Source organism: Erythrobacter sp. W302b, assembly GCF_046452395.1.
Taxonomy (GTDB): Bacteria; Pseudomonadota; Alphaproteobacteria; order Sphingomonadales; family Sphingomonadaceae; genus Erythrobacter.
Window position 1 is genome coordinate 2,816,076 of the sequence record NZ_JBKFDH010000001.1, and the last position, 24,547, is coordinate 2,840,622.

Below are 24,547 nucleotides of genomic sequence, written 5' to 3' on the forward strand. Positions count from 1 at the left end.
GGCGGCCAGCTTGGCTGGCCGCCGGTGGCGCGCAGCGCCAGCCGGCCGAGCGGCCAGCGGGGCGGCGGACCCCCGTCCGCCGATCCCGTCTGACGTCACGCCAACGGCTGTTTCAAGTCTGTCAAAGCCGCGTTCAAGCGATCCAGCACCTTCAGGGCTGGCTCCAGATCAGCCGCCTGAAGGACACTCGCCAGCGCTTCCTGCACCTCCGCCTCGCGCTCGCGGATGGTCGCTAGCGCCTGCTCACCCGTCGGGGTCAGCGCAAATCGCGGCGACTTCCGGTTTGCGGCGTTGGGCAATGCGACGATCAGATCCCGCGCGATCAGCGTTTGCGCAAGTTTCTGGATGAACTGCCGCGATACGGCTCGGTCCCGCGCGATCTCCGACAGCGTTCGCGGCCCTTGGCGGTCGAGCAGGAGCAGCACCGAGCGCACGCCGGTCGACAGGCCGTGGGCGGCATGGAGGCGATCCGAGAGCGCCGAAAGCAAATGATAGGCGCGGGTCAGCGCCATCAGGAATTCGCCCGAAGTCTCCTCTGTCATGCCGCTTAAATGAGAACCATGTTGACATGAGGCAAGCCGGATATATGTCAACATGGTTGACAACAGAGGATTGCCCGATGGCGATGTTTGAAGGCGTCTCCGGCAGGATTGCTGCAAGCGTGATGGCGCGCATGAATGCCGAAGCCGAAGCAGAGGCGGTCGCGCGGCTTGATCCGGCGGCCGGATCGGCGGTGCTGGTCATCGGGTTTGGACCGGGCGTGGGGATCGAGCGACTGCTGGGCCGACCGGTCGGGCGTGTCGTGGGAACGGATCCTTCGCTCGTGATGAACGAGATTGCTGCTGACCGAAACCGCGATGCCATCGACGCAGGTCGGCTCGAACTGGTCCCGACTGTCGTGGCGGATCTTCCGCTGGAATACGGCCCCTTCGACGGCGCAATCGCGGTCCACACCTTGCAGATCTGCCGCCCCTTCGGCCCCACGGCAGCGCGGCTCGCGGCACTCCTCAAGCCCGGCGGACGGCTGATCGCGATCACCCATGCGTGGGCGGCCCGGAAAGACTACGGCGACGAAGATGCCTTCATCGGCGAAGTCTCCGGAGGTTTGCAGGCTGCCGGCTTTGCGCGGGTGCACAGCGCCCTGGCCGATGCCGAGAAGCGCACTGCCCTTCTGATCGAAGCCGTACGCTGAGCGCTAATCGAACGTAATCCCCGCCACCTTCCAAGCGCCGTCTTCCCACGCCAGCGAAAGGCTCTCCGTCTGCTGGGTGCCATTGGCATAGGCCGAGCGGAACTTGATCAGGCGGTAGCCGGCGGGCGGGGCGGGGACCCATTCGTTGCCGACCAGATCGCGGGTCAGCACCTTGCCGAGCGGCGGGCGGACCCTCTCGGACACCTCGCTCCAGACCGCGAGGGTGTTGAGCCGGCGGAACTCGGCTCCGGTGGCGGCGTAGCTCTCGGCCCAGCGGCTTTCGTCGACCAGCTTGAGGAAATCCTCGGCCGCGCGGGCGGCAGCGGCGGCGTCGGTCTCGGCGGCGAGGACCGGGGCGGGGGCCGCGGCGGGCAGCACCGAGAGCGGGGAGGCAGGGACGAGCAGGGCGGCAAGAACAAGCGACATGGCAAGCACTCCGATGGTGGCAAGGACAGGCGGCCGCCGGGTGGCGGATGCCGTCATTCCTGCCGCCGCCGTGCCGTCCGGTGCATCCCCCAAAGCCTTGTCCCCCAGCGTTTCGGGGGTCGGCTCCCCTTCCTCCGCCAGCAAGCGCCGCGCCGCCTCGCGGCTGCTGGTGACGCCGAGCTTGCGCCGCGCATCGCGCAGGCGTTCGTTGACGGTGTGGACCGACAGGCCGAGTTCGCGCGCCGAGGACTTGGCGTCATGCCCGCGCAGGATCAGGCGGAGGGTCTGCTTCTCCTTCTCGGTCAAGGTGTCGCGGACGGTCGCCATGGCTGCGGTCTAGGGCGCGCACCGGGGGCGGGCCACCCCGAATTTTTCGGGTGGGGTTTCAGCGTCGTTCCCCGCGCCGTCGCAATGCGATAGGCTGCCGCGCATGACAGCTTCTGCCACACCCTCCCCCGCCGCTCGCTTCACTGTCGGGCTTCCGCTCTGGACGCTGATCGCGCCCGTGCTCGGCATCGCCGCGCTGGCGCTGGGCAAGCCCGATGGCTTCGCGCCCACCACGATCATTGCCCTGCTGCTGGGCGCGGCGGTGATGGCGGCGGTCTATCATGCCGAAATCATCGCTCACTATGTCGGCGAGCCCTTCGGCACCCTGATCCTCGCGCTGGCGGTGACGGTGATCGAGGTGTCGCTGATCGTGTCGATCATGCTGGCGGGCGGTGCGGAAACCGAGTTGCTGGCGCGCGACACGCTGATCGCGACGATCATGATCACCATCAACGGCATTATCGGCATCTGCCTGATCGCAGGCGGGCGGCGCCATCTGGAGCAGGCCTATACCCAGGCCGGAGTCAGCACGGGTCTGGCGATGCTGGCGACGCTCGCGGTGCTGACACTGGTGCTGCCGCGCTTCACCACCAGTGCGCCCGAGGCCTATTACACCGAAACGCAGCTGCTGTTCGTCGCGGCGGTATCGCTGATCGTCTATGTCACCTTCGTGGTGGCGCAGACGATCCGTCACCGCGATCACTTCATCCACCAGATCGCGGATGCCGACGATCATGCCCATGAAGAGCCGGTGTCGCGTCCCAAGGCGGCAGCGGCAGCAGCCATGCTGCTCGCAGCGCTGGTGGCCGTGGTGCTGCTGGCCAAGAATCTCTCTCCGGTGATCGAGGACGGCGTGCAGGCCGCGGGCGCTCCCAAGGCGGTGGTGGGGATCATCATCGCCGCGCTGGTCCTCGCGCCCGAGGGCTTTTCCGCCCTGCGCGCGGCCAAGGCCAACCGGGTGCAGACCAGTCTCAACCTCGCGATCGGATCGGCGCTGGCCTCGATCGGGCTGACGATCCCGGCGGTGGCGATGGTGGCGCTGGCGCTGGGGCTCGATCTCGAACTCGGTCTGTCGATGGGCGGGATCGTGCTGCTGGCGCTGACGCTGCTGGTGGCCAGCCTGACGCTCGGCCAAGGCCGCACGACGCTGGTGCAAGGGGTGATCCACCTCGTGATCTTCGCAACCTATCTGTTCACCACCATCGTGCCGTGACGGCGCGGGAGACTGACATGGCTGACCGCATTCTCGTATTCTACGGCTCCTATCGCCGCGACCGGCAGGGCATCCGGCTGGCGGAGTACTGCGTCCGCCAGCTTGCGGCGCGGGGCTGCGATGTCGAGCTGATCGATGCGATGGCGTTCGATCTCCCGATGCTCGACCGGATGTACAAGGAATATCCCAAGGGCGATGCGCCCGATGCGCTGGAGAGGCTGGCGGGCAAGATCCGCAGCGCGGACGCCTTCCTGTTCGTGGTCGGCGAATATAATTGGAGCGTGCAGCCGGGGCTGAAAAACCTCACCGATCACTTTCTTGAAGAGTGGTTCTGGCGGCCGGCCGCGATTGCGAGCTACTCCGCCGGGCGCTTCGGCGGAGTGCGCGCGGCGCTGGCGTGGCGCGATATTCTCGGCGAAATGGGGATGGTGGTGGTGTCGAGCACCATAGCGGTGGGGCCGATGAAGGACACGCTGGACGAGGCGGGTGAGCCGGTGGGCGACGGCGGCAAGGCGCTGGAGCGCCAGTTCCCGCGCTTTGCCGACGATCTGGCATGGTGGACTGAGGCAGCGAAGGCGCAGCGGGAGAGTGCCACGCCGCCTTATTGAGCGCTTGCGAAGTGACGAAGACTTAAGGGCTTTTTGCTACACGCTCAGCCCATGAGTGAGAATCTGCCCGTTGAAAGAAGCAGCGCCAAGGATGATCTGGCGGTTGCCCATCAGTGGCTTGCCCAAGTCCTCACGAGCTTTGCAAAAGCCGAACAAGCGATTGGCCGTCTTTGCCTCGGCATCAATCTGCCCATCAAGAACGGTCCTCTTGGCAGCGTGAACGACCTGCGCAACCGTCTGGTGCGCTCAGGCGACAGGCGCTGCCAGAACCTCGAAAAGCGCATCAAGCGCTGGCAATCCCTTCGGCCCGTACGTCACGTCTTGGCTCACGCAACGGTGCGCATATTGTTCGACGAAAATCGCAACGCCGTGATCGTGACTCGCCATCTGCCTCGTGACGAGGATGACATAACGCCCGATAGGGTGTGGTCTGCTGAAGAGAGCCTTGAAGTGCTGCGGATCGCCTCGAATGACGGTCGCTCGATCCACGATCAGGTGCAGAACCTTCTGGGCGACACGAAAGTCATTGAACAACTGCGCAAGCCTTAGACCCGATACTGCCCGTTGGCCCATTCCAGACGTCAGTCGGGGGCCATGTGCGGCAGGTCCTCATCGGAGCGATCAGGTCCGGGGTGACGGTGGAGGGGCGGAGCAGCGCGCCGCTCAGCCGCCCTTACTCTTCGCCACCATCGCGTCCCACTGCTCCCACGGTATGGCGCGGCCCGGATAGGCGACGCTCCGAAAAGGCCAGTCGCGGGCGATCCAGCCTTTCACCCAGGTGTAGAGCTCAGCGTCGAAGCCTGCTTCGTAGTCGGCCGCGGTCACCCACATCATCACCTGCGCGTCGTGGCCGGGGACCTTGCTCGGATAGACATAGACGCTGCCGCGCTCGCGCAGGCCATCGGGGGTGAGGACGGCATAGGCGAAGGATTCGCGGCGGGCGAAGCGGCCTGCCTCGGTCTCCATGTCGACCACCGCGTCCTTGAGGGTGATCTGATCGTTCGGCCAGCTGGCCGAGCGGGTGAAGGTCTTCTGCAAGTGCGCGATCGAGCTCATGTAGGCGCGGTAATCGATCTCGGTCAGCGCGGGTCCCAAGGGCACGAGCTTGAAGCCCGGCCCCTCGATCAGCGTCGGCACAGCGAAGTCGGGCGCGATCCACGGGGCGGGGGCGACTGTCGGAGGCGGGGCGGGCGTTTGCGCCGATGCGGGCACAGCGAAAGCTCCGCCAAGCGCGAGCGTTGCTGCCAGTGCCGCCGTCCAGACCTTCATGCCGCCATCTCCTTGGCCATCTGCCGCAGGCTTATCCGGCCTGCGATGCCGCCGCCATGCGTCATCCGGCCAGCATGGCTAGCGGTTGAACGCATCGACCGTGATCGTTACCCCGCCCGCATCATCGCGCCCCGCATTGCCAAGCTCGATCCAGTGCCCTTCCATCCGCACATCGCGCGATCCGTCGGGGTTGACGGTTTCCGCCCGCGTGAAGACGAAGGGTTGCTCGAAGCGGTAGATCGCCTCGGCCGCCGCGAGCGAGCGGCAGTCCGGCGCGAACCGGCCTGCTACCGCGACGCTGACGGTATGGCTGCCGAGCGGCACGCCGCGGATCGTCATCTCCCCGCCTGAGACGATGAAATAGACGTGATCCTCGCCGCCGCCGTCCGCCGGTTCGAGCTTGACCAGCACATGGCTCGCCTCGCGGTTGCGGATCGTGAAGTCAGGCAGGTCACGCGACGGTGCGAAACCGCCGCGCACCGCGGTGCCGTTGGGCAAGGTCGCAGGGCACGGCGCCGCCTGCTGCGCGGACAGGGCCGCCGCAAGGACAACGCCGAGCATCACGGCCCGCTGTCCCTAGCTCCGATACAGCCCGTCGATCCGTTCCTGATACCGCTCGCGAATCTTGTGGCGCCGGATCTTCATGCTCGGCGTCATTTCCTCGTTCTCGATGGAGAACGCCTCGTCCGCGAAGGCGAACTGCCTCACCTTTTCGATCACGGACAGATCGGCATTGGTCCGGTCGACCGCCGCGCGCACCGCGTTCTTGAAGGCGGGGAGCTCTTGCAGCGCCTTCATGTCGAACTTCTCGTCATTGGCGCGCGCCCATTCCAGCGCCCATTCGGCATCGGGGACGATCAGGCCCACCACGTAAGGCCGCTTGTCCCCGCTCACCATCGCCTGCGCGATCTCGGGCTGGAGCGTGAGCATCCCCTCGACCTTCTGCGGCGCGATGTTGTCGCCCTTGTCGTTGACGATCATGTCCTTCTTGCGGTCGGTGATCTTGATCCGGCCCTTGTTGTCGAAGTGGCCGATGTCGCCGGTGTGGAGCCAGCCGTCCTTCAGCGTCCGCGCGGTCTCGGCATCATTGCGCCAATAGCCGTGCATCACCAGCTCGCCGCGCACCAGGATTTCGCCATCCTCGGCGATCTTCACCTCGACCCCGCGCAGCGGCGGGCCGACCGTGTCCATCTTGAGCCCGACCTTGGGGCGGTTGCAGCTGATCACCGGCCCGGCTTCGGTCTGGCCGTAGCCTTGCAGCATGGTCAGCCCCATGGCGTCGAAGAAATTGCCGACTTCCGGGTTGAGCGGCGCGCCGCCCGAAACCATCGCCTTGATCCGTCCGCCGAACTTCTGGCGGATCTTGGGCCGCAGCGTCTTTTCAACGAGGAAATCGAGCGGCCGGTCACGCAGGCGCTTCCTGCCCTCCTTGGAATGCTCGGCGATCTTGAGCGCGCTATCCATCATGAAGTTCGCGACTTTGCCCTGCTTTTCGATCTGCTTCATGATGCGGGTGCGCAGCACTTCGAACAGGCGTGGGACGACCACCATGATCGTGGGCCGGGTTTCCTCGATGTTCGAGGCGAGCTTCTCCAGCCCTTCCGAGTAGAAGATTTCCGCGCCGACCCCGATGGGGAGATATTGCCCGCCGGAATGCTCATAGGCGTGGGACAGCGGGAGGAAGGACAGGAAGCGTTCGTCCGTGATGCCGAAGTCCTCGATCAGCACTTCGGCCGCGCCCGCCACGTTGCACAGGATCGCGCCGTGGTGCTGCATCACCCCGCGCGGTGCACCGCCGGTGCCGCTGGTGTAGATCAGGCAGGCGGTTTCCGACCGCTCGATCCGGGAGATGCGGTCATCCACCGCCGCGCGCGCAGCGGCGGCGTCACCCGTGATCAGTCCGGCCCAGGCGTGATACTCGAAGCTGCCCGATTGCTGGCGCTTCAAGTCGTCGATTCCAATGACATGTTCGACCAGCCCGGTCTGCCCGATTGCGCCGACCAGCGGTGCGAGCAGCTTCTCGGTCGAGACAAACACCGCCCGCGCGCCCGAATTGTCGAGGATATGCGCATGATCGCGGCGGGTGTTGGTGGTGTAGGTCGGGACGGTGATGCACCCGGCGGCCATGATCGCGAGGTCGGCGATGCACCACTCGGGACGGTTTTCGGAGACGAGCGCCACCCGGTCGCCATCCTCCAGCCCCATCCCGCGCAGCGCTTCAGCCAGCAGGCAGACCTGCTCCGCCGCCGACCGCCAGCTTTGCGTCACCCATTGCCCGCCGGTCTTGTGGCCGAGGAACGGGGCATCGCCCTTTTCATCCGCGCGCTTGAGGAACAGCTCCACAAGGTTCTGCGCGTTGTCGATGTCCTGCAACAGCTGGTCGTCCGCCGGGTTGGCGACCGCACGGGTGGCGTGAGGAATGGTGGGGGAATGCACTGGCAAAGGCTCCTGATCCCTTCGAGTTTGTCATTCGCAGGTTCAGGTGCGACCCGCGTGTGGTGCACAGACTAGAAGGACAAATCCGTAGCGGCAAGCATGGGGATGGTGTCTCCCCCCAAGACGGCGCTCAGGGCGTGACGACGCTGACAAGGCGTGGCTCGGTCGCCGCTTCCCAGGTACCGTCGGCGCGCAGGCCGAGCGCATTGGCCTTGATCGGCGCCGGGCCGAGCCGGATGTTGGTGTGACCCAGCGCGATCAGCTGCTCCTTCATGGCGGCGAGCGTAGTGCCTTCCTCGATGAGCAGCATGTCGCCGAAGGACATGGCGAAGGGCAGCGCCAGCGCCTCCTGCGCGCCGAGCTTGAAGTCGATCACGCCGATGATCGCGCGGGCAACCGTCACGGGGATGGTCGGGCCACCGGCTGCGCCGATCACCAGCACGATCCGCCCGTCCGCGTCATAGACGATGGTCGGCGCCATCGAGGAACGCGGGCGCTTGCCGCCCTCGACCCGGTTGGCGACCGGCTTGCCATCCGCCTCGGGCGTCAGGGTGAAATCGGTCAGTTCATTGTTGAGGTAGAACCCGCGGAAGTGCAGGCCCGATCCGAAGGCGCCTTCGATGGTCGAAGTGTAGCTGACCGCGTTGCCCGTGCGGTCGACGACCGCAAAATGGGTGGTGCCGTTCTCCGGCTCTTCCGGCCCGTCGCCGCGTGCAAGCGGCGCGCCCGGCGGCACACCGGCCTCGGGCTTGGCGATCCTTGCCTCGGGCGAAATCAGGCCTGACCGTGCAGCAAGGTAGCCCGCATCCACCAGCCCTGCGACCGGCACCTCGACGAAATCGGCATCACCGGAATAAAGCTCGCGGTCGGCATAGGCGAGGCGCTGGCTCTCGATGAACAGGTGCCAGAATTGCGGGCTGTCCGGCCCCATCGCGGCGATATCGAAGCGTTCGAGCTGGCCGAGCATCTGTGCCACGGCAATGCCGCCCGATGATGGCGGGCCCATCCCGCACACGCGGTAGACGCGGTAGCGGGCGCAGATGGGTACGCGGTCCTTGGCGGTGTAGCCGGTGACATCGGCGGCGGTCATCTTGCCGTCCTGCGGCGTCTCGCCGGCGACATAGGCGGCCAGCGCTGTGGCGGACGCGCTGCCATACATCGCTTGCGGGCCTTCAGCGGCAAGCGCCCGGAAGGTGGCTGCCAGTTCCGGCACCCGGATCGTGGTGCCGAGCGGCAGCGGGTTGCCATCCGCGCCGAAGAACACCGCCTTGGCCGCGGGGCTCTTGTCGGCCCGGCCCTTGTTGCCATTGAGCGATTCGTAGAGCCGCTTGTTCATCACGAAGCCATCCTCGGCCAGCGCGATGGCCGGTTCGAACAGCTTGGCCCAGAGCAGTTTGCCATGCGCGGCGTGAGCCTTGGCGGCGAGCGCGACATTGCCCGGCACCCCGACGCTAAGGCCCGAGAAGACACGCGGCTCGCGCGGGAGCACCTTGCCGTTCGCGTCGAGGAAGCGGTTCGGCGTGGCGGCAGCTGGGGCCGTCTCGCGCCCGTCATAGCTGACCAGCGCGCCGGTCGCGGCATCCGCGCGCAGCATGAACCCGCCGCCGCCGATGCCGGAGCTCTGCGGTTCGACCACGGTCAGCGCCAGCATCACGGCGATGGCGGCATCGACCGCCGAGCCGCCTTGTGCAAGGATCGCCTCGCCCGCCGCCGTGGCGCGCGGGTCGGCGCTGCTGACCGCGCCTGCGGTAACGGGCGGCGCATCTGCTGCGGCGATGGTCTGCGTGGTGGCACAGCCCGAAAGGGCCAGTGCAAACGGGGCGATCAGGGACGGAAGGATACGCATCGCGGCGGTGCTATTCGCTTCCCACCGCTTCGGCAATGCTTGCGAAGCCATCGCGGCGCATCAGCCGCTCCAGTCCGCGCACGATCCGCGCGCCGAGGCCGGGGCCTTCATAGACCATCGCCGAATAGAGCTGCACCAGCGAAGCGCCCGCGCGGATGCGCTCCCACGCGTGTTCGGCGGTGGCGATGCCGCCGACGCCGACCAGCGGGATGGCAGCCCCGGTCGCCTTGCGGAAATCGCGCAGGCGCTGGGTGGCGAGGCTGCGCAAGGGCGCGCCCGAGAGCCCCCCGGTCTCGCCCGCGTGATGCGAACGCAGCGCGGGGCGGCTGATCGTGGTGTTCGATACCACCAGCGCGCCCAACGCTTTGTCGATCGCGATGCGGGCGATGGCGTCGATGTCGGCGGGCTCCAGATCGGGCGCGACCTTGAGGAAAATCGGCGGCGGCGCGGACGGCATGGCCGCGTTGCGCGCCGCAATCACCGCATCGATCAGAGCGCTCAGCGCGCCTTCATCCTGAAGCGCGCGCAGGCCCGGGGTGTTGGGCGAGGACACGTTCACGCAGAGATAGCTCGAAAACGGGGCCATCATCCGGGCCATCACCGCATAGTCGGCGATGCGGTCAGCGGAATCCTTGTTGGCGCCGATATTGACCGCCACGATCCCCGGTCGCCCGGCCCGTGCGCGCAGCCGCGCCAGCGCCGCCTCTGCCCCGCCATTGTTGAACCCCATCCGGTTGATAACCGCCTGATCCTCGACCAGCCGGAACAGGCGCGGCCTGGGATTGCCCGCTTGCGGCAGCGGGGTGATCGAGCCGACCTCGGTGAAGCCGAAGCCCAGCCCCAGCAGCGCGTCGGGCACCTCGGCATCCTTGTCAAAGCCCGCCGCCACGCCGACCGGATTGGGGAACGTGAGCCCCGCCACCTCCACTGCCAGCGGCCCGCCCGCCGCCGCCGGCGCGCGGCGCGGCAAGGCGGCGAGGGACCGGATCGCCAGACGGTGTCCGGTTTCCGAATCGAGGGCGAAAAGGGCGGGCTTGATCAGGCGGAACAGCATGGGTTGGCGCCTAAGTCAGCCGGTCTAGCATGTCGAGCAAATCGGCCTGCTTCGGGACAGCATCCCACGAATTTAATCTGGGTTATATTTTGTCGGGTTTTCGGGGCGATTTGGGGGGATTTCGTGTCGCTTGCATACAATCCCGCCGCGGATTCGCAGGTTATGCCGGTCTTGCGACCCGAAGGGCTCGGAGCAGCAATGCAAAGAGTTCCTCAACTCACAGAGGCGGCGCTCCCGATGGAGCGCCGCCTTTTTTTGTCCTGTTTTGACAGGGAAAGAAATGTGGCATCAGGTGTTCGTTGACATCATGGACGCGCCCCTTGCCTCTTCCGAAATGACCAGTGGCCTGCCGGGAGGGGAGCAGCGGCTGACCTCTGCCGCGCTGATTGCGGTCGACTATATTGCGCCGCCCGCGCCGATCGCGCCCTTCGTGACCACGCTCTACCACTTTCGCTGTGACGAGCCGGTGATCCGCGACATTCAGCCGGCTGCGATTGGCAATCTGTGCCTGTTTCCGCATGGCACAGGCGAAATGCTGTTTGCCCAGGGGCGCCGCGATCCCAATCACACGGTCGGCCTGATGACGCCGCTCTCGCGCGCCACGCCGATCGTGGTCGAGGGGCCGTTCCATGCCTTTGGCGCAGCGCTGACACCCGTGGGTTGGGCGGCGCTGACCGGACTTCATGCCGGACAATGGCGTGACCGGCTGCTCCCTGCCGCCAGCGTGCTCGGCCCGGAAATCGACATTTTGGGGGAGCGGTTGATCGCTGCCTATCGCCAGGGCACGATGAGCGGTCGGGACTGCGCTATCGCGGTCGGCGACTTCATTGAACGCAACATCCAGCCGGTCAATCCGCGCCATCTTGCACTGGTTGCCGCAACCGGCCGCTGGCTGAGCGCCTCGTTCAATCCCGAAGTCAGCGCGCTGGCCGGGGTCGCGGGCTACTCGGGTCGGCAGGTGCAGCGGCTTGTGGAACGCTATTTCGGCCTGCCTCCGCGTGCCTTGGCCCGCAAATATCGCGCCTTGCGCGCCGCAGCGCTGCTTTCCGCCCCGCAATTGTCGATGGAGGACGAAGCCGCGATTTCCGAAGCCTTCTTCGATCAACCGCACATGATCCGCGAGATCGCGCACTTTGTCGGCCGCACACCGGCGCGGCTCACCGACGCGACCACGCCCTACCTTGCCGAGATGATCGACGGACGAAACCTGCGCGAACTCGACGTCTGAGCGCTGGGCGCATTGGCGGTTGTAATGCGAACAAAATGCTCCTAATTCCAATTCGGACTGATTCCGTCCGAATTGAGAACCGCTCGCAATATGCGCCTGTCCAACCTTGCCGATTACGCCGTCATTACGATGTGCCAGGCCGCCCTGCATTGCGGCAGCGGCCGGGTGAGCGCGGCGGAGCTTGCGACCGAGACCGGGCTGCCGGTGCCGACGGTGCAGAAGCTGGTCTCGAAGCTGACGGCCGCGGGCCTGCTGCGCTCTGTGCGCGGGGCGCATGGCGGCTTGCAGCTGGGCCGACCGGCAGCGGCGATCACGGTGGCGGACATCGTCGAGGCGATCGAGGGCCGCATCGCGCTCACGGCCTGCATTGACCACACCCCCTGCGATTTCGAGAGCGGGTGCAACATGAAGCCGCACTGGCCGATCATCAACAACGCGCTGCGCGGCGCGCTGGCGGGCATTACGCTGGCCCAGCTGCGCGGACCCGTGGCAGCGCCCACCACCCTTTCCGAGGACCTTCCGGCATGAGCGAAGACATCGACATCCAGGACCGCGAGGCGCGCGAGGCGGCGGCCAAGGTCGCCGATTACGAGCATGGCTGGTCGGCCGAGATCGACACCGAATTTGCGCCCAAGGGTCTGAACGAGGACACCGTCCGCTTCATCAGCGCCAAGAAGAACGAGCCCGAATGGATGCTCGAATGGCGCCTCAAGGCCTTCCGCCTGTGGCAGACGATGGAGGAGCCCGACTGGGCCAAGCTCGGCTATCCGCCGATCGACTATCAGGACGCCTATTACTACGCCGCGCCCAAGAAGAAGATCGAGTTGGACAGTCTCGATGACCTCGATCCCGAGATCAAGCGCGTCTACGACAAGCTCGGCATTCCCTTGGGCGAGCAGGAAGTCCTCGCCGGGGTCAAGGGCGCGAAGAAGGTTGCGGTGGATGCGGTGTTCGACAGCGTCAGCGTCGCCACCAGCTTCCGCGAGGAGCTGCTGCGCGCGGGGGTGATCTTCCTCTCGATCTCCGAGGCGATCCGCGAATATCCCGATCTGGTGAAGAAGTGGTTGGGGCGCGTCGTGCCGGTGCGCGACAACTACTTCGCGGCGCTCAATTGCGCGGTCTTCTCCGACGGCACCTTCGTCTACGTGCCCGAAGGCGTGCGCTGCCCGATGGAGCTCAGCACCTATTTCCGCATCAATGCCGAGAACACCGGCCAGTTCGAGCGCACCCTGATCATCGCCGACAAGGGCGCTTACGTCAGCTACCTCGAAGGCTGCACCGCCCCGATGCGCGACGAGAACCAGCTCCACGCTGCCGTGGTGGAACTCGTCGCGCTCGACGATGCCGAGATCAAGTACTCGACCGTGCAGAACTGGTACCCCGGCAACGCCGAGGGCAAGGGCGGGATCTACAACTTCGTCACCAAGCGCGCGCTGTGCCAGGGGGACCGCTCGAAGGTCTCGTGGACGCAGGTCGAAACCGGCTCGGCGGTGACATGGAAGTACCCCTCCTGCGTGCTCAACGGCGAGGATAGCGTGGGCGAGTTCTACTCGGTCGCGGTCACCAACAATTACCAGCAGGCCGACACCGGCACCAAGATGATCCACAACGGCAAGAACAGCCGCTCGACGATCATCTCCAAGGGCATTTCGGCGGGCAAGTCGAACAACACCTATCGCGGCCTCGTCCGCGTCGGCCCGACCGCGAGCGGCGTGCGCAACTTCACCCAGTGCGACAGCCTGCTGCTCGGCGACCAGTGCGGCGCGCACACCGTGCCCTATATCGAGGTCAAGAACCCCAGCGCCCAGATCGAGCACGAGGCGACCACCAGCAAGATCAGCGACGAACAGCTGTTCTACGCGATGCAGCGCGGCCTCGGCGAAGAGGAAGCGGTGGCGCTGATCGTCAACGGCTTTGCCAAGGACGTGCTGAAAGAGCTGCCGATGGAGTTTGCGGTCGAAGCGCAGAAGCTGCTGGCGATTTCGCTTGAGGGTTCGGTCGGATGAAGGCCCTCTCCTCCTTCGTCATTGCGAGCGGCGAAGCCGCGCGGCAATCCAGTGTTTGCGCGTGCGGCTCTGGATTGCTTCGCTGCGCTCGCAATGACGAATGGGCGATTTTGCTCGAGGGGAACGTGAGGTGACCAAGGCCCGCTTCCCCCGTCATGCTGAACTCGTTTCAGCATCCATCCCGCCCCATGCACCCACCGCGCGTGCGGAAAAATGGACCCTGAAACAAGTTCAGGGTGACGAAGGTGGTTTGCTTGAGGGCAGCGTCGGATGATGATTGTCACGACTGATGATCTTGAGATGATAGAGATCATGAAAACGCAAGCGGCACACTTTGATGCTAAGCTAATCATTGAAGATCTTGGTAATGGTCGTTTTCGGCTTTCGATGTCTGACGAAGATCGTGCAAAAATGCCGAGGCCCGACTGAAATGACCACCCGCAAAACCCTCGCCCTCAACCCCGAGGCTGCCTCCTCCGAAGCCCCCGCGCTCAAGAAGAAGGGCCGCGGGTGGGAGATTTCGGACAAGCGGCTCGACGCCCTGCACGAACAGGCGCGCGAGTTGCGCCGCCATTCGACAGACGCGCACAAGGCGCTGGCCGAGAAGTTCTCCAAAGCCGATCTTGGCCGCTACACCTTCAAGCGCCACGCGGTGGTCGGTAGCGCGATTGTCGATTTCAACTGCCACAACCTCGGTCTCGCGCTGGCGATTGACGAGGAGGGACAGAACGACACCCTCGCCAAGCGCCGCGACAAGAGCCTCGAAAGCGTCGGGATCAAGGTGATGCGCATCGCCGCCAGCGATATCCTCACCGATATCGACGCCGTGCTGAAGCAGCTTACTCAGGTGATGCGCGACCGGATCGAGGAACGCAAAGCGGCCGCCCGCGCGCACAAGGCCGCCAATCCCAAGCAGACCTATTCGCGCCCCAAATCGCCCTCCGGTGACAGGGCTGCCTCCTCCCGCAACGCCAAGCCCCGGAGCCGTGCGTGATCATTGCTACCCTCTTTGCTCCGCTTCTTGCGCTGCAATCCGCCAACGAGTCGGTTGTCGCGATCAAGAACGACAATCCCGAAACCTGGACCGTTGAATATCCGCGCCTGATCCAGCCCTATGTGGCGGATTACCGCCGCTGCCTGACCGTCGCCAACCGGCGCATCGCGGGCACTGCCGATTTCGAGCGCCAGCACGCGGCTGATCTTGTGCGCTGTGCCGAGGTCAAGGCCAAGGCTATCGCCAACTCGAATGCCGATCTTGCCGGGGCCAAGACCACCTTGAGCCCGGAACAGGTGAACACCCTGTTCGACAATATCGGCACCATCCACGTCGCGCGCGGACGCGATCTCGACCAGCAATTCACCTCGCGCATGGCCGGGGCCACGGCGGCGAGCGATGCCTACGAAGCAGGGCGGCCCAAGGGGCTGGTGATCGAACTGCGCGATGCGAGCGTGGTCAAGGCCCGCACCGACGCCACCGCGCCCGGTGCGACCAACGAAGACAAGGACTCCAAGTAATGCTGACCATCACCGATCTGCACGCCTCGGTTGGCGATAAGCCGATCCTCAAGGGCCTGACGCTGGACGTGCCTGCGGGCGAGATCCACGCCATCATGGGCCCCAACGGCGCGGGCAAATCGACGCTGGCGAACGTGCTGGGTGGCAAGCCGGGTTACGCAGTGACGGGCGGGAGCGTGATGTTCCGCGGGCAGGATCTGTTCGCGCTCGAACCGCATGAACGCGCCGCGGCGGGCCTGTTCCTCGGCTTTCAATATCCGGTCGAGATCCCGGGCGTCTCCAACGTCCAGTTCCTGCGTGAGGCGCTGAACGCGCAGCGCAAGGCGCGCGGGGAAGAGCCGCTCTCCGGCGGCGAGTTCCTGAAGCTGGCGAAGGACAAGGCCGGGCTGCTCAAGATGGACATGGACATGCTCAAGCGGCAGGTGAATGTCGGCTTCTCGGGCGGCGAGAAGAAGCGCGCCGAGATGGTGCAGATGGGCATCCTTGATCCCGCCTTTGCGGTGCTGGACGAGACGGATTCGGGCCTCGATATCGACGCGCTCAGGATCGTCGGCGCGGGGATCAACGCCATCATGCGCTCGCCGGACAAGGCCGTGCTGCTCATCACCCACTACCAGCGCCTGCTTGACGTGGTGAAGCCCGACAAGGTCAGCATCCTTGCCGGCGGCCGCATCGTCGAGACCGGCGGGCCGGAACTCGCCCTGAGGCTCGAGGCCGAGGGCTATGACGCGGTGATGGCGTGACGGTAGCCACCCTCCCCACCCGCCGCGATGAAGCGTGGCGCTATGCCGACATGGACGGCGTGGCGCGGCTTGGCGTTGCGGCGCTCGACCAGTGGCAGGCGGTTGACGTCCCCGCGGGCGAGAGCGTGACGCGCTGCCTCGTGGTCGGCTCCGACGCGCCCGAACTCCACCGCTTCCGCGTGACGCTGGGCGAGGGCGCGCGCGCCGCCTTCTTCGTCACCAACGCAGGCGGCGATTACACCCGGGTCGAGCTGGAAGTCCGCCTCGCCAAGGGGGCGCATTTCGAATTCGGCGGGGTCACCATCGGCGGCGGCGCGGCCACCCGCGAATTCGTGACGCAGGTCATCCACGCAGACCCGGAGGCGACCAGCAACCAGACCGTCCGCGCGGTCCATTGGGGCACCGGCACCGGCAATTTCCTCGGCGAGATCAAGGTCGCGCGCCATGCGCAGAAGACCGACGCCGCGCAGGACTTCAAGGGCCTGTTGCTCGAAGCCGGGGCGAGCGCCAATGCCGTACCTCAGCTCGAAATCTTCGCCGACGATGTGAAATGCGCGCACGGCGCGACCGTGGGCGAACTCGACGAGGACGCACGTTTCTACATGATGGCGCGTGGGGTCGATCCGGCGACAGCGCAGCGGCTGCTGGTGCAGGCTTTCATCGGCGATGCCTTCGTGGCGCTGGAGGACGAGGCCGAGCGCGAGACGCTGCTCGATGCGGCACTGGCGGCGCTGGAGGGAGCCAAGCTGTGAGCCTGGTCCTCGCCCTCGCCTTGGCACAAGCACCGGCTGTCGTCGGCACCGTGCCGCAGCCCAATCCGGCACTCGATGCCGCCCACGCCTGCCTGCGCGAAGGTCTGGCCGACAAGCTCGCCGCCAACGCCCCTGCCCCCAATGCCGACGAACGCTGGCAGTGGGCGCTGGCGATTGCCGGGGTTTGCGAGGCGCAGATCGACGCCGCGGCGGATTCGCCCGAAGCCGTCAGGCTCTATGAGGAGGTGTCGCACGGCAGCATCACCAAGCGGCAGACGCTGCGTTCCGAGGCGCTCTACTTCGTCGATCGGCTGATCCGCGAGCATTACGAGGCCAAGGCATGAACGCTCCGACGACCATCGAGCGCGACCTGCGCGCCGACTTCCCCGGCATGGTCACCCATGACGGTAAGCCGTGGCACTACCTTGACACCGCCGCCACCGCGCAGAAGCCGCGTGCGGTGATCGACGCCATGGCGCGCGCGCTGGGGGAGGATTACGCGACCGTCCACCGCGGGGTCTACACCCGCTCGGCCGAGATGACCTTGGCTTACGAGGCGGCGCGGCGCACCGTCGCACGGTTCATCGGCGGGCATGAGGACGAGCTGGTCTTCACCCGCGGCGCCACCGAAGCGATCAACCTCGTCGCCCAGACCTGGGGCCGCGCGAACCTCCGGCCAAGCGACCGCATCCTCCTCTCGCAGGCCGAGCATCATTCGAACATCGTGCCGTGGCAGATGGTGGCGGAAGAGGTGGGCGCGGTGATCGATGTGTGCCCGCTGACCGACGATCACCGCATCGACCTCGATGCCGCCGAGGCCATGCTGACCGAGCGGCACAAGCTGGTCGCGCTGGGCCATGTTTCGAACGTGACAGGGGCGCTGCTCGATGCCCCGCGCGCTGCCGCGATGGCGCACAAGGTCGGCGCGAAGCTGCTGCTCGACGGGTGCCAGTCTGCGCCGCACATGGGCGTCGATGTCGCCGCGCTGGCCTGCGACTTCTACGTCTTCTCCGCGCACAAGCTCTACGGCCCGACCGGGATCGGGGCGCTGTGGGCGAAGAAGGACATTCTCGCCGACATGCCCCCCTATCAGGGCGGCGGGGCGATGATCGATAGGGTGACCTTCGCCAAGACCACCTATGCCAGCGGCCCCCAACGGTTCGAGGCCGGCACCCCCGCAATCACCGAGGCCGTCGCCTTCGCCGCCGCCGCCGACTACGTCGCGGCCATCGGCCCGGCACGCATCCACGCCCACGAACAGGTGCTGGTGGCCCGCCTGCGCCGTGAACTCGGCGCGATGAATGACGTCACGCTCTTCGGCCCCGCCGACAGCGCCGGGATCGTCAGCTTCGCGCTCGACGAGATCCACCCGCACGATCTCGGCACGATCCTCGACGAGAGCAATGTCGCGATCCGTGCCGGGCACCACTGCGCCCAGCCTTTGATGGATTACCTCGGCGTCCCCGCCACCGCGCGCGCCAGCTTCGGCCTCTATTCCACCGAGGCCGATGTCGACGCGCTGCTCGCCGGGATCGCCCGCACCCGCAAGATTTTTGGAAGAGGATGAGAGCGATGGACAGCTCAGCCGATCACCCGGACATGACCAAGCCGCCCCGCGCCCGTGTCGCGGATGCTGTCGATACCGACGCCGCGCCCGAGACCCCGCGCAATCGCGACTATCTCGAAGGCTTCCTCGCCGCCAAGACCGGAACGGCTGTCGGCGGTGAAGGCAGTGACCTTCAGGCCGACGTGATCGCGGCCTTGCGGGAAATCTTCGACCCGGAGATCCCGGTCAACATCTACGATCTCGGCCTGATCTATGGTGTCGAGGTGGACGAGAACCGTGACGCCACCGTCACCATGACGCTCACCACCCCGCATTGCCCGGTCGCCGAGTCCATGCCGGGCGAGGTCGAACTGCGCGTCTCGAGCGTGCCCGGGATCCGCGATGCCGAAGTCAATCTCGTCTGGGACCCGCCATGGGGCCCGCACAAGATGAGCGACGAGGCGCGGCTCGAACTGGGGATGCTGTGAGCGACACCGCCGCCCTTGCGATTACCCTCGCGGATTACCGCGACGCGCGCGATGCGGCCGACGTCGTGGCGCTGCTCGATGCCTATGCCCGCGACCCGATGGGCGGGGGCGAGCCCTTGCGCGATGACGTCAGGGCGCGCCTCGCGGGCGATCTGGCGGCGAACCGCCAAGCCTTCTCGCTGATCGCGCGGCTTGATGACAAAGCGGTCGGCCTCGCCAACTGCTTCATGGGCTATTCGACCTTCGCCGCCGCGCCGCTGGTCAATATCCACGACCTCGCCGTGCTGCCCGAAACGCGCGGGCGCGGGGTCGGCAAGGCGCTCCTCCAGGCCGTCGAGGCCGAGGCCTTGAAGCGCGGGGCCTGCAAGATCACATTGGAAGTGCTGAGCGGCAATCCGGCGCGGCATCTCTACGCCCGCGAAGGCTATGGCGACTACCAGCTCGATCCCGCCACCGGGCACGCGCTGTTCTGGCAGAAGAGGCTCAAATGACCGAGACGACCACCACCGCTCGCCCCGCCCCCAAGGCCGCCGTCACCCTGACGCCGAGCGCCGAGGCGCGGATCGCCGAGCTGATGAGCAAGGCCCCGGCGGATGCCATCGGCGTGAAGCTCTCCACCCCGCGTCGCGGCTGCTCGGGCCTCGCCTATTCGGTCGACTACGTCACCACTGAGGCGAAGTTCGACGAGAAGATCGTCACCCCCGGCGGCGTGTTCTACATCGACGGGGCGAGCGTGCTCTACCTCGTCGGCAGCATCATGGACTGGCGCGAGGATGACTTCACCGCCGGCTTCGTGTTCGAGAACCCCAACGCCAAGGGAGCCTGCGGCTGCGGGGAGAGCTTCATGGTGTGAGGCGCTGACGCCTCACCCTTCCGCTGCCAGCCGTGCGATCAACCGGCTTTCGAGCTCGTCCACCTCGCCATCGGCCGCGATCATCCCTTCGAGCCATTCGCTTTCATAATCGGTGATGACTTCGCCTGCTGCGGCGAGGGCGTCAAAGTCCGTGCCCGTCGCCTGCTTCTTCCCGAACACCCGGCCAAAGTGGTTCATCACCTGCGGCGCTTCCTTCGCAACGCGGCCCATGAAGCGACCGACGTTGACCGAGCTGTCGGCGACGAAGGCCTCCAGCTCGCGCTTGCGTTCGTGGCTGACCTGCGCGTTGGGCAGGACGAAGCCCTTGAGGAAGTTCGCCACGCCGTCGATGAACAGATCGTCCCATTCGGCGGCGTTTTCTTCGGCCAATGTGGCGTCCTTCAGGCGGAACAGCATCTCCGCATCCCAGCGCGTCACCGCCGCCGGGCCGTGGCCGCCGCTCGCCCAGATCACCCGGCGGATGATGCGGCATTCGGCGGCGCTGATGTGGGTCGCGGCCAGCGCACCGCCGCAGCGGGTCGGGCCGGTGCCGGTGAGTACCTCGCGCTCGACCTGAGCCAGGACATAGTTCTTGAGCCGGTCGGGGGTGTTCTCGGCGCGCTCGATGATGCGCACCATGGTTTCCAGTTCGACCATGCTTTCGACAACGCCGTCATGATCGATCTGGCCAATGAGCCACTCGGCCTCCTCCAGCGAGCATTGCAGGCGCGGCGGGGTGCCGTTGAGGACGAATTCGCCAATCGCTTCGACGAAGAAATCGCACCATTCGGGCGTGCGCTCACTGAGGGCATTGTTGAGCGCAAACAGCGCTTCGGCCTCGGCGCGGGTGATGATCCCGTCACCCCAGCCTTCGCGGCGCAAGCTGAGCAGTTCGTCGGCGGTGATGCGTCCGTCCGCGGCAGCGGCCTGCGCGACGGCGAGGAATTGGGTGGTCATGCGGCGGTCTATCCCCTGAAAATCGCGCGCAGCATGGCACGAACAGGCTTAAGACGGCGTTACCGCTTTTCCACCTCGCGGATGCAGGCGCCGGGATCAGCCGCGCCTCCCCCCTGCCGCTGCCGGGCCACAACGTGGGTGGCGGTCGGCTGGGCGACGGCGGAGACGGGGTAGATGTAGATATCGAGCACGCATTTCGCGCCTGCGAACTGGAGCTTGCGCGCGTCCCCTTCAACCAGATCGATCCGCGGCGTGCCGAACCGCTTGAGCAGCGCTTCAGCCGAGGAACCGATCACGCCCTCAAGCCCCTTCGGCGCCATCACCTCCGGCACGCGCACTACCGTGCTGCGCGGCTGAACCGCGGCAGGCGGACGGGTCGGCGCCGGCTTGCTCGACCCGGCGCAGCCCCCCAGCAGCAGCGCAAGCGCGGCGAGTGATGGCGCAGTCCCTCTCACCGCGCTGCCGCCCCTGCTTCAATCCGCCGTAGCACCAGATGCGTTCCCGCTGCCGCGCCAATAACCGGGGCGACGAAGTTGAGGAATGGCACCAGCATCAGCCCCGCGATCGCTGCCCCCAGCAGCGCCCGCTCGGCCCAGGGCGAGGGGTTGGCCGCTTCATCCCCTCCGCCAGCAGCCGTGTGATGCCGCAGCCACGCCATGTCGGTGAACTCGCGCCCGAGCAGCACGGCATTAACCGCCAGAAACACCACCGCCGGGCCGATCGCGGTGAACAGCAGCACCGCAGCCAGCGGCAGGGCGAGCAGGTTGTAGCCCAGCGCCCGCAGCAGGCCCCGCGTCGCCACCGCCACCTCGCGCGGCAGCGGCAAGGGCTGCGCGCGCTCTGCCAGCGCCGGATAGTGCCGTGCCTCGACCGCGACGACGATTGCGTCTGCGAAGAACTGCAACACCGCCAGCGCCACCACCCGGAACAGCAGCCACATCGCCAGCGGCACCAGCAGCACCGCGGCAAGGCCTGCCCAGCCTTCCTCCACGCCGTAGCGCTGCCCGGCCTCGACCAGCCCGAAATAGAGCCCCACGCCCAGCCCGGCAAACAGCACCAGCGTGATCACGATGCTCTTCACCAGCACCGCGACGACCGCGCGGTCGCCCAGCTGCCCAAAGGCTTTCACAATCGCGGCGGGGACGGCTGACATGGCGCTGCGATGGTATCCCTGCGCGGCGAAGTCAACGCGCGTATGCTGCGCCGCACACAGATGGCTTGGCCTGTGGCCAGAAGGGGGCTAGGCGGCGCGAAAGCCAACCCAGCAAGCCCAAGGAACTCTCTGTGCCCGCCAACACCGACCCCCGTTATGACGTGATCGCCATCGGCAATGCCGTGGTCGACGTGATCGCCTCCTGCACGGAAGAGCTGATCGACGAGCTGCAACTGAACCGCGGCGGCATGACCCTGATCGATGAGGCGCGGGCCGACGAGCTCTACGAGGCTATGCCCCCCGCACGCGAGCTGTCGGGCGGATCGGCGGCGAACACGCTGGCGGGCCTCGCCACCCTGGGCCTGCAATGCGCCTTCATCGGCCAGGTTGCCGACGACCAGCTGGGCAAGGTGTTCCGCCACGACATGCGCGCCACCGGCATCGATTTCGACACCCCGGCGCGCGACGGTGAACCGGCGACGGGCCGCGTGCTCATCTTCGTCACCCCCGATGGCGAGCGGACAATGAACACCTTCCTTGGCGCGGGCCAGTTCCTCCCGGCTGCCGCGCTCGACGAAGAGCTGATCGCGAGCGGCGCGATCCTCTATCTCGAAGGCTATCTGTGGGATCCCGAAGAGCCCCGCCGCGCCATGCGCCGCGCCATCGAGGTGGCGCGCGCGGCGGGCCGCAAGATCGCCTTCACCGCATCGGAGAGCTTCGTGATCGCGCGCCACGGTGACGATTTCCGCGCCATGATCGAGGAAGGCATCATCGACATCCTGTTCGTCAATGAAAGCGAGCTGGCGACGCTGACGGGCGAGGACGACTTCGACGCCGGCCTCGCCGCCGTCGCGGGCAAGGTGCCGGTGCTGGTCGCGACGCGCAGCGAAAAGGGCGCGGTTGCGGTGGCTCACGGGGAACGCGCCGAAGTCGCGGCCGAGCCGGTCGCCAAGGTGATCGACACCACCGGCGCGGGCGACCAGTTCGCGGCCGGGTTCCTGTCAGGCTACGTCAAGGGCGAGCCGCTGGCGCAGTGCCTCAAGCGCGGCGCGATCTGCGCTGCGGAGGTTATCGCGCACTACGGCCCCCGCCCGGAGGCCGACATGCAGGCGTTGATGGCCGAGCGGCTTTGATGCTTTGCGCTCGCCCCTCCGGGCGAGCGTCCTCGGCGCTGTTTCAAGCCCTGCGGGTTTGAGCGCCTGCGGGCGGGCAGTCGCCCTTGCGGGCCCTTGGCCCGTCGCTTGCCCTCGCCCCTCCGGGCGAGCGTCCTCGGCGCTGTTTCAAGCCCTGCGGGCTTGAGCGCCTGCGGGCGGGCAGTCGCCCTTGCGGGCCTTTGGCCCGTCGCTTGCCCTCGCCCCTCCGGGCGAGCGTCCTCGACGCCGTTCAAGCCCTGCGGGCTTAAGCGGACAAAGCGGACACGCTGTCCGCTTTGTAATTGCCCGATTTTTCCTTGTATTTCATGGGTCTATAAACGCCCAGAACAAGCGGACGGACAGGGGAACGGGGCCTGCTTTGTGGGCCTCACTGATGGTTGCAGGCTGACGATGGGAAAGAGCGGCGCTGACATTATCGCCGCTCGCCCGCGGTAGGAAAGCGCCTCAGACCGTTGCCGCTGCTGTCTTGGCCCGCGCGGGGCGCTTGCCTGCCTCCCAGCCCAGCCATGCCGCTGCGCTGCCCGCCGCGATACCGAGCGCCAGTGTCATCGCGGGCGGGATCGCGGCATAGGCGGCGAAGCCCTCGGTCAGCCCCGGCATGAAGGGCGCAAACCACATCATCACCGCCTGAAGCATCGTGAAACCCGCCGCCACCAGCCATGGCGCACCGTGCTTGCGATCGCGTGCCCACAGCACCAGCGCGAAGACGGCCACCAGGGCGTCGCTGATCGCGATGGTATCGAGGATCGCGAGCGGGAAATCGCTCCCAATCACGTTCATCCACGGCAGATAATCCCCCATCACCCGGCTGAACGGGCTTTCGAACAGGATCAGCGGGGTCGCGAGCATATAGCCCGCGTGGAGCTTCACATTGCGGCGGTGCTTGAGCGCGAGGTAGAACAGCGTCAGATAGGCCGCGATCGCGATCCCCATGCCGACCCCGAAGGCCGGGCCAAGCGCAGCGATCACCTCGTCCTCGCGTACCACAAACCGGTGCGCCGCGCGGTTGATGATCATTACGAAGCCGAACATCAGGAACGGGAACAGCACAAAGCTCGCCCGCCCGAGCCAGCGGTGGAGTTCGATGGCGCGGCGCTGCACCGCGACCTGCTGGACGATCAGCAAAGCGAGCCACATCATCGACGAGATCGCGTGGACGTGGAAAGCGAGCGGGATCGCACCTCCGAACGCGAAATAGCTCGCCCAGAACCCGGCCATGATGACCAGCAGCACGAAACCCACGAAATATGGCGCATGGCGATACGGCATCGAGATCCCCCCTCTCGATTACGGTTGCCCTATGCTAGCACACGTCTGCCTGATCAGCCAAATGCGGGCCCCGCAGGGCGCAATGCGGTCACTCGTCCGGCACGTAACCCGCGTCACGCAGCGTCACCATGTAGCGGGCGATCTGGTCGATCTGGGGGCGGGTGAGGGTGAAATCCATGTCCTCAGGGTAATTGTGCGCCTCGGCCAACCAGTCGGCGAGCGATGTCTCGGACAGCCCCGGCCGGTTGGCGATCGCGGCAAAGCTGGGCGAGGCCGGATTGGGCGACAGGAACGGCGGCTCGACCGCATGGCACCCCCCGCAGGCCGCTTCGACAAAGGCGGGCGCACGGGTGTCGGGCGAGGGCAAGGTCGCCTTGCCCACCATCGGCGGCGGGTTGTCGGTGCCGGGCGCGGTAGCGCAGGCGGTGAGGGCCAAGGTCGCAGCGGCGATGAAGGTGAGGCGGTGGGTCATGCTGGCCTTGTGGGCCTCCCCAAGGCCAGCGTCTTTGATC

30 protein-coding genes are annotated in these 24,547 nt (G+C 66.6%); 18 read left to right on the forward strand and 12 right to left on the reverse strand.

From position 1 onward, the window contains the following. Nucleotides 1–95: 95 nt before the first annotated feature. Nucleotides 96–542, reverse strand: a complete 447-nt coding sequence (locus tag ACLBKT_RS13320; protein WP_410183391.1) for a MarR family winged helix-turn-helix transcriptional regulator — start codon at nucleotides 540–542, stop codon at nucleotides 96–98. 77 nt (nucleotides 543–619) lie between these two features. On the opposite strand from ACLBKT_RS13320, the gene ACLBKT_RS13325 reads away from it, so the two are divergent. Further along, nucleotides 620–1,192: a class I SAM-dependent methyltransferase gene (locus tag ACLBKT_RS13325; protein ID WP_410183392.1), complete on the forward strand. Its 573-nt coding sequence runs from the start codon at nucleotides 620–622 to the stop codon at nucleotides 1,190–1,192. A gap of 3 nt (nucleotides 1,193–1,195) precedes the next feature. Here ACLBKT_RS13325 and ACLBKT_RS13330 read toward each other — a convergent pair whose 3' ends face one another. Next, nucleotides 1,196–1,945 carry a DUF4019 domain-containing protein gene (locus ACLBKT_RS13330; protein ID WP_410183393.1) on the reverse strand — a complete coding sequence of 250 codons (750 nt, stop codon included), beginning with the start codon at nucleotides 1,943–1,945 and terminating at the stop codon, nucleotides 1,196–1,198. Between the two features lie 103 nt (nucleotides 1,946–2,048). On the opposite strand from ACLBKT_RS13330, the gene ACLBKT_RS13335 reads away from it, so the two are divergent. The 3 genes from ACLBKT_RS13335 to ACLBKT_RS13345 are packed head-to-tail and all read left to right on the forward strand — an operon-like array spanning nucleotide 2,049 to nucleotide 4,315. Next, on the forward strand, nucleotides 2,049–3,158 hold the full coding sequence (locus tag ACLBKT_RS13335; protein WP_410183394.1) for a calcium:proton antiporter: 1,110 nt from the start codon (nucleotides 2,049–2,051) through the stop codon (nucleotides 3,156–3,158). Between the two features lie 17 nt (nucleotides 3,159–3,175). Continuing rightward, complete coding sequence (locus ACLBKT_RS13340) at nucleotides 3,176–3,766, forward strand: NADPH-dependent FMN reductase (RefSeq protein WP_410183395.1); 591 nt, start codon at nucleotides 3,176–3,178, stop codon at nucleotides 3,764–3,766. A 51-nt stretch (nucleotides 3,767–3,817) separates the two neighbouring features. Next, nucleotides 3,818–4,315 carry a hypothetical protein gene (locus ACLBKT_RS13345; RefSeq protein ID WP_410183396.1) on the forward strand — a complete coding sequence of 166 codons (498 nt, stop codon included), beginning with the start codon at nucleotides 3,818–3,820 and terminating at the stop codon, nucleotides 4,313–4,315. 114 nt (nucleotides 4,316–4,429) lie between these two features. On the opposite strand, the gene ACLBKT_RS13350 is transcribed toward ACLBKT_RS13345, so the two are convergent. The 5 genes from ACLBKT_RS13350 to ACLBKT_RS13370 all read right to left on the reverse strand — a co-directional run bounded on the left by ACLBKT_RS13350 (nucleotide 4,430) and on the right by ACLBKT_RS13370 (nucleotide 10,371). Beyond that, complete coding sequence (locus tag ACLBKT_RS13350; RefSeq protein ID WP_410183397.1) at nucleotides 4,430–5,035, reverse strand: twin-arginine translocation pathway signal protein; 606 nt, start codon at nucleotides 5,033–5,035, stop codon at nucleotides 4,430–4,432. 78 nt (nucleotides 5,036–5,113) lie between these two features. Continuing rightward, nucleotides 5,114–5,599: a hypothetical protein gene (locus tag ACLBKT_RS13355; protein ID WP_410183398.1), complete on the reverse strand. Its 486-nt coding sequence runs from the start codon at nucleotides 5,597–5,599 to the stop codon at nucleotides 5,114–5,116. A 12-nt stretch (nucleotides 5,600–5,611) separates the two neighbouring features. After that, on the reverse strand, nucleotides 5,612–7,411 hold the full coding sequence (locus ACLBKT_RS13360; protein WP_410183696.1) for an AMP-dependent synthetase/ligase: 1,800 nt from the start codon (nucleotides 7,409–7,411) through the stop codon (nucleotides 5,612–5,614). 190 nt (nucleotides 7,412–7,601) lie between these two features. Further along, on the reverse strand, nucleotides 7,602–9,317 hold the full coding sequence (ggt, locus tag ACLBKT_RS13365) for a gamma-glutamyltransferase (protein ID WP_410183399.1): 1,716 nt from the start codon (nucleotides 9,315–9,317) through the stop codon (nucleotides 7,602–7,604). A 10-nt stretch (nucleotides 9,318–9,327) separates the two neighbouring features. Continuing rightward, nucleotides 9,328–10,371 carry a quinone-dependent dihydroorotate dehydrogenase gene (locus tag ACLBKT_RS13370; protein ID WP_410183400.1) on the reverse strand — a complete coding sequence of 348 codons (1,044 nt, stop codon included), beginning with the start codon at nucleotides 10,369–10,371 and terminating at the stop codon, nucleotides 9,328–9,330. A gap of 334 nt (nucleotides 10,372–10,705) precedes the next feature. Between ACLBKT_RS13370 and ACLBKT_RS13375 the strand changes: the two genes are divergently transcribed. From ACLBKT_RS13375 to ACLBKT_RS13435, 13 genes are all read left to right on the forward strand, one after another. Beyond that, the gene (locus tag ACLBKT_RS13375; protein WP_410183401.1) at nucleotides 10,706–11,599 is read left to right on the forward strand and encodes a helix-turn-helix domain-containing protein; all 894 of its coding nucleotides are present in this window, start codon (nucleotides 10,706–10,708) and stop codon (nucleotides 11,597–11,599) included. 90 nt (nucleotides 11,600–11,689) lie between these two features. Further along, on the forward strand, nucleotides 11,690–12,127 hold the full coding sequence (locus ACLBKT_RS13380) for an SUF system Fe-S cluster assembly regulator (RefSeq protein WP_410183402.1): 438 nt from the start codon (nucleotides 11,690–11,692) through the stop codon (nucleotides 12,125–12,127). Then, nucleotides 12,124–13,605 (forward strand): Fe-S cluster assembly protein SufB, encoded by a 1,482-nt coding sequence (sufB, locus tag ACLBKT_RS13385; RefSeq protein WP_410183403.1) that lies wholly within the window; start codon nucleotides 12,124–12,126, stop codon nucleotides 13,603–13,605. Before ACLBKT_RS13380 ends, sufB begins: the two co-directional genes overlap by 4 nt. A 270-nt stretch (nucleotides 13,606–13,875) precedes the next feature. Then, entirely contained in the window at nucleotides 13,876–14,034 is a 159-nt protein-coding gene (locus ACLBKT_RS13390) for a hypothetical protein (protein ID WP_410183404.1), read from the forward strand. 1 nt (nucleotide 14,035) lies between these two features. After that, nucleotides 14,036–14,599 carry an endonuclease domain-containing protein gene (locus ACLBKT_RS13395; protein ID WP_410183405.1) on the forward strand — a complete coding sequence of 188 codons (564 nt, stop codon included), beginning with the start codon at nucleotides 14,036–14,038 and terminating at the stop codon, nucleotides 14,597–14,599. Continuing rightward, complete coding sequence (locus ACLBKT_RS13400; RefSeq protein ID WP_410183406.1) at nucleotides 14,596–15,120, forward strand: hypothetical protein; 525 nt, start codon at nucleotides 14,596–14,598, stop codon at nucleotides 15,118–15,120. The genes ACLBKT_RS13395 and ACLBKT_RS13400 overlap by 4 nt, the downstream gene beginning before the upstream one ends. Further along, entirely contained in the window at nucleotides 15,120–15,863 is a 744-nt protein-coding gene (sufC, locus tag ACLBKT_RS13405) for a Fe-S cluster assembly ATPase SufC (protein ID WP_410183407.1), read from the forward strand. Before ACLBKT_RS13400 ends, sufC begins: the two co-directional genes overlap by 1 nt. Continuing rightward, a complete protein-coding gene (locus tag ACLBKT_RS13410; protein WP_410183408.1) occupies nucleotides 15,860–16,615 on the forward strand; it encodes a SufD family Fe-S cluster assembly protein in 756 nt (251 codons plus the stop codon). Before sufC ends, ACLBKT_RS13410 begins: the two co-directional genes overlap by 4 nt. After that, complete coding sequence (locus tag ACLBKT_RS13415; RefSeq protein ID WP_410183409.1) at nucleotides 16,612–16,959, forward strand: hypothetical protein; 348 nt, start codon at nucleotides 16,612–16,614, stop codon at nucleotides 16,957–16,959. Before ACLBKT_RS13410 ends, ACLBKT_RS13415 begins: the two co-directional genes overlap by 4 nt. Then, entirely contained in the window at nucleotides 16,956–18,182 is a 1,227-nt protein-coding gene (locus ACLBKT_RS13420) for an aminotransferase class V-fold PLP-dependent enzyme (protein ID WP_410183410.1), read from the forward strand. Before ACLBKT_RS13415 ends, ACLBKT_RS13420 begins: the two co-directional genes overlap by 4 nt. A gap of 5 nt (nucleotides 18,183–18,187) precedes the next feature. Further along, nucleotides 18,188–18,649 carry an SUF system Fe-S cluster assembly protein gene (locus tag ACLBKT_RS13425; protein ID WP_410183411.1) on the forward strand — a complete coding sequence of 154 codons (462 nt, stop codon included), beginning with the start codon at nucleotides 18,188–18,190 and terminating at the stop codon, nucleotides 18,647–18,649. Then, on the forward strand, nucleotides 18,646–19,140 hold the full coding sequence (locus ACLBKT_RS13430; protein ID WP_410183412.1) for an N-acetyltransferase family protein: 495 nt from the start codon (nucleotides 18,646–18,648) through the stop codon (nucleotides 19,138–19,140). The genes ACLBKT_RS13425 and ACLBKT_RS13430 overlap by 4 nt, the downstream gene beginning before the upstream one ends. Beyond that, complete coding sequence (locus ACLBKT_RS13435; RefSeq protein WP_410183413.1) at nucleotides 19,137–19,502, forward strand: HesB/IscA family protein; 366 nt, start codon at nucleotides 19,137–19,139, stop codon at nucleotides 19,500–19,502. Before ACLBKT_RS13430 ends, ACLBKT_RS13435 begins: the two co-directional genes overlap by 4 nt. Nucleotides 19,503–19,514: 12 nt before the next feature. On the opposite strand, the gene ACLBKT_RS13440 is transcribed toward ACLBKT_RS13435, so the two are convergent. The 3 genes from ACLBKT_RS13440 to ACLBKT_RS13450 are packed head-to-tail and all read right to left on the reverse strand — an operon-like array spanning nucleotide 19,515 to nucleotide 21,612. Continuing rightward, nucleotides 19,515–20,459 carry a hypothetical protein gene (locus ACLBKT_RS13440; RefSeq protein WP_410183414.1) on the reverse strand — a complete coding sequence of 315 codons (945 nt, stop codon included), beginning with the start codon at nucleotides 20,457–20,459 and terminating at the stop codon, nucleotides 19,515–19,517. 59 nt (nucleotides 20,460–20,518) lie between these two features. Beyond that, nucleotides 20,519–20,914, reverse strand: a complete 396-nt coding sequence (locus ACLBKT_RS13445; RefSeq protein WP_410183415.1) for a hypothetical protein — start codon at nucleotides 20,912–20,914, stop codon at nucleotides 20,519–20,521. Continuing rightward, on the reverse strand, nucleotides 20,911–21,612 hold the full coding sequence (locus ACLBKT_RS13450; protein ID WP_410183416.1) for an EI24 domain-containing protein: 702 nt from the start codon (nucleotides 21,610–21,612) through the stop codon (nucleotides 20,911–20,913). The genes ACLBKT_RS13445 and ACLBKT_RS13450 overlap by 4 nt, the downstream gene beginning before the upstream one ends. A gap of 131 nt (nucleotides 21,613–21,743) precedes the next feature. Here ACLBKT_RS13450 and ACLBKT_RS13455 point away from each other — a divergent pair, with 131 nt between their 5' ends. Continuing rightward, entirely contained in the window at nucleotides 21,744–22,745 is a 1,002-nt protein-coding gene (locus ACLBKT_RS13455; RefSeq protein WP_410183417.1) for an adenosine kinase, read from the forward strand. A 465-nt stretch (nucleotides 22,746–23,210) separates the two neighbouring features. Here the strand turns inward: ACLBKT_RS13455 and ACLBKT_RS13460 are convergent, their stop codons facing one another. Then, nucleotides 23,211–24,035: a hypothetical protein gene (locus tag ACLBKT_RS13460; RefSeq protein WP_410183418.1), complete on the reverse strand. Its 825-nt coding sequence runs from the start codon at nucleotides 24,033–24,035 to the stop codon at nucleotides 23,211–23,213. A gap of 88 nt (nucleotides 24,036–24,123) precedes the next feature. Further along, nucleotides 24,124–24,507, reverse strand: a complete 384-nt coding sequence (locus tag ACLBKT_RS13465) for a hypothetical protein (RefSeq protein ID WP_410183419.1) — start codon at nucleotides 24,505–24,507, stop codon at nucleotides 24,124–24,126. Nucleotides 24,508–24,547: the final 40 nt, after the last annotated feature.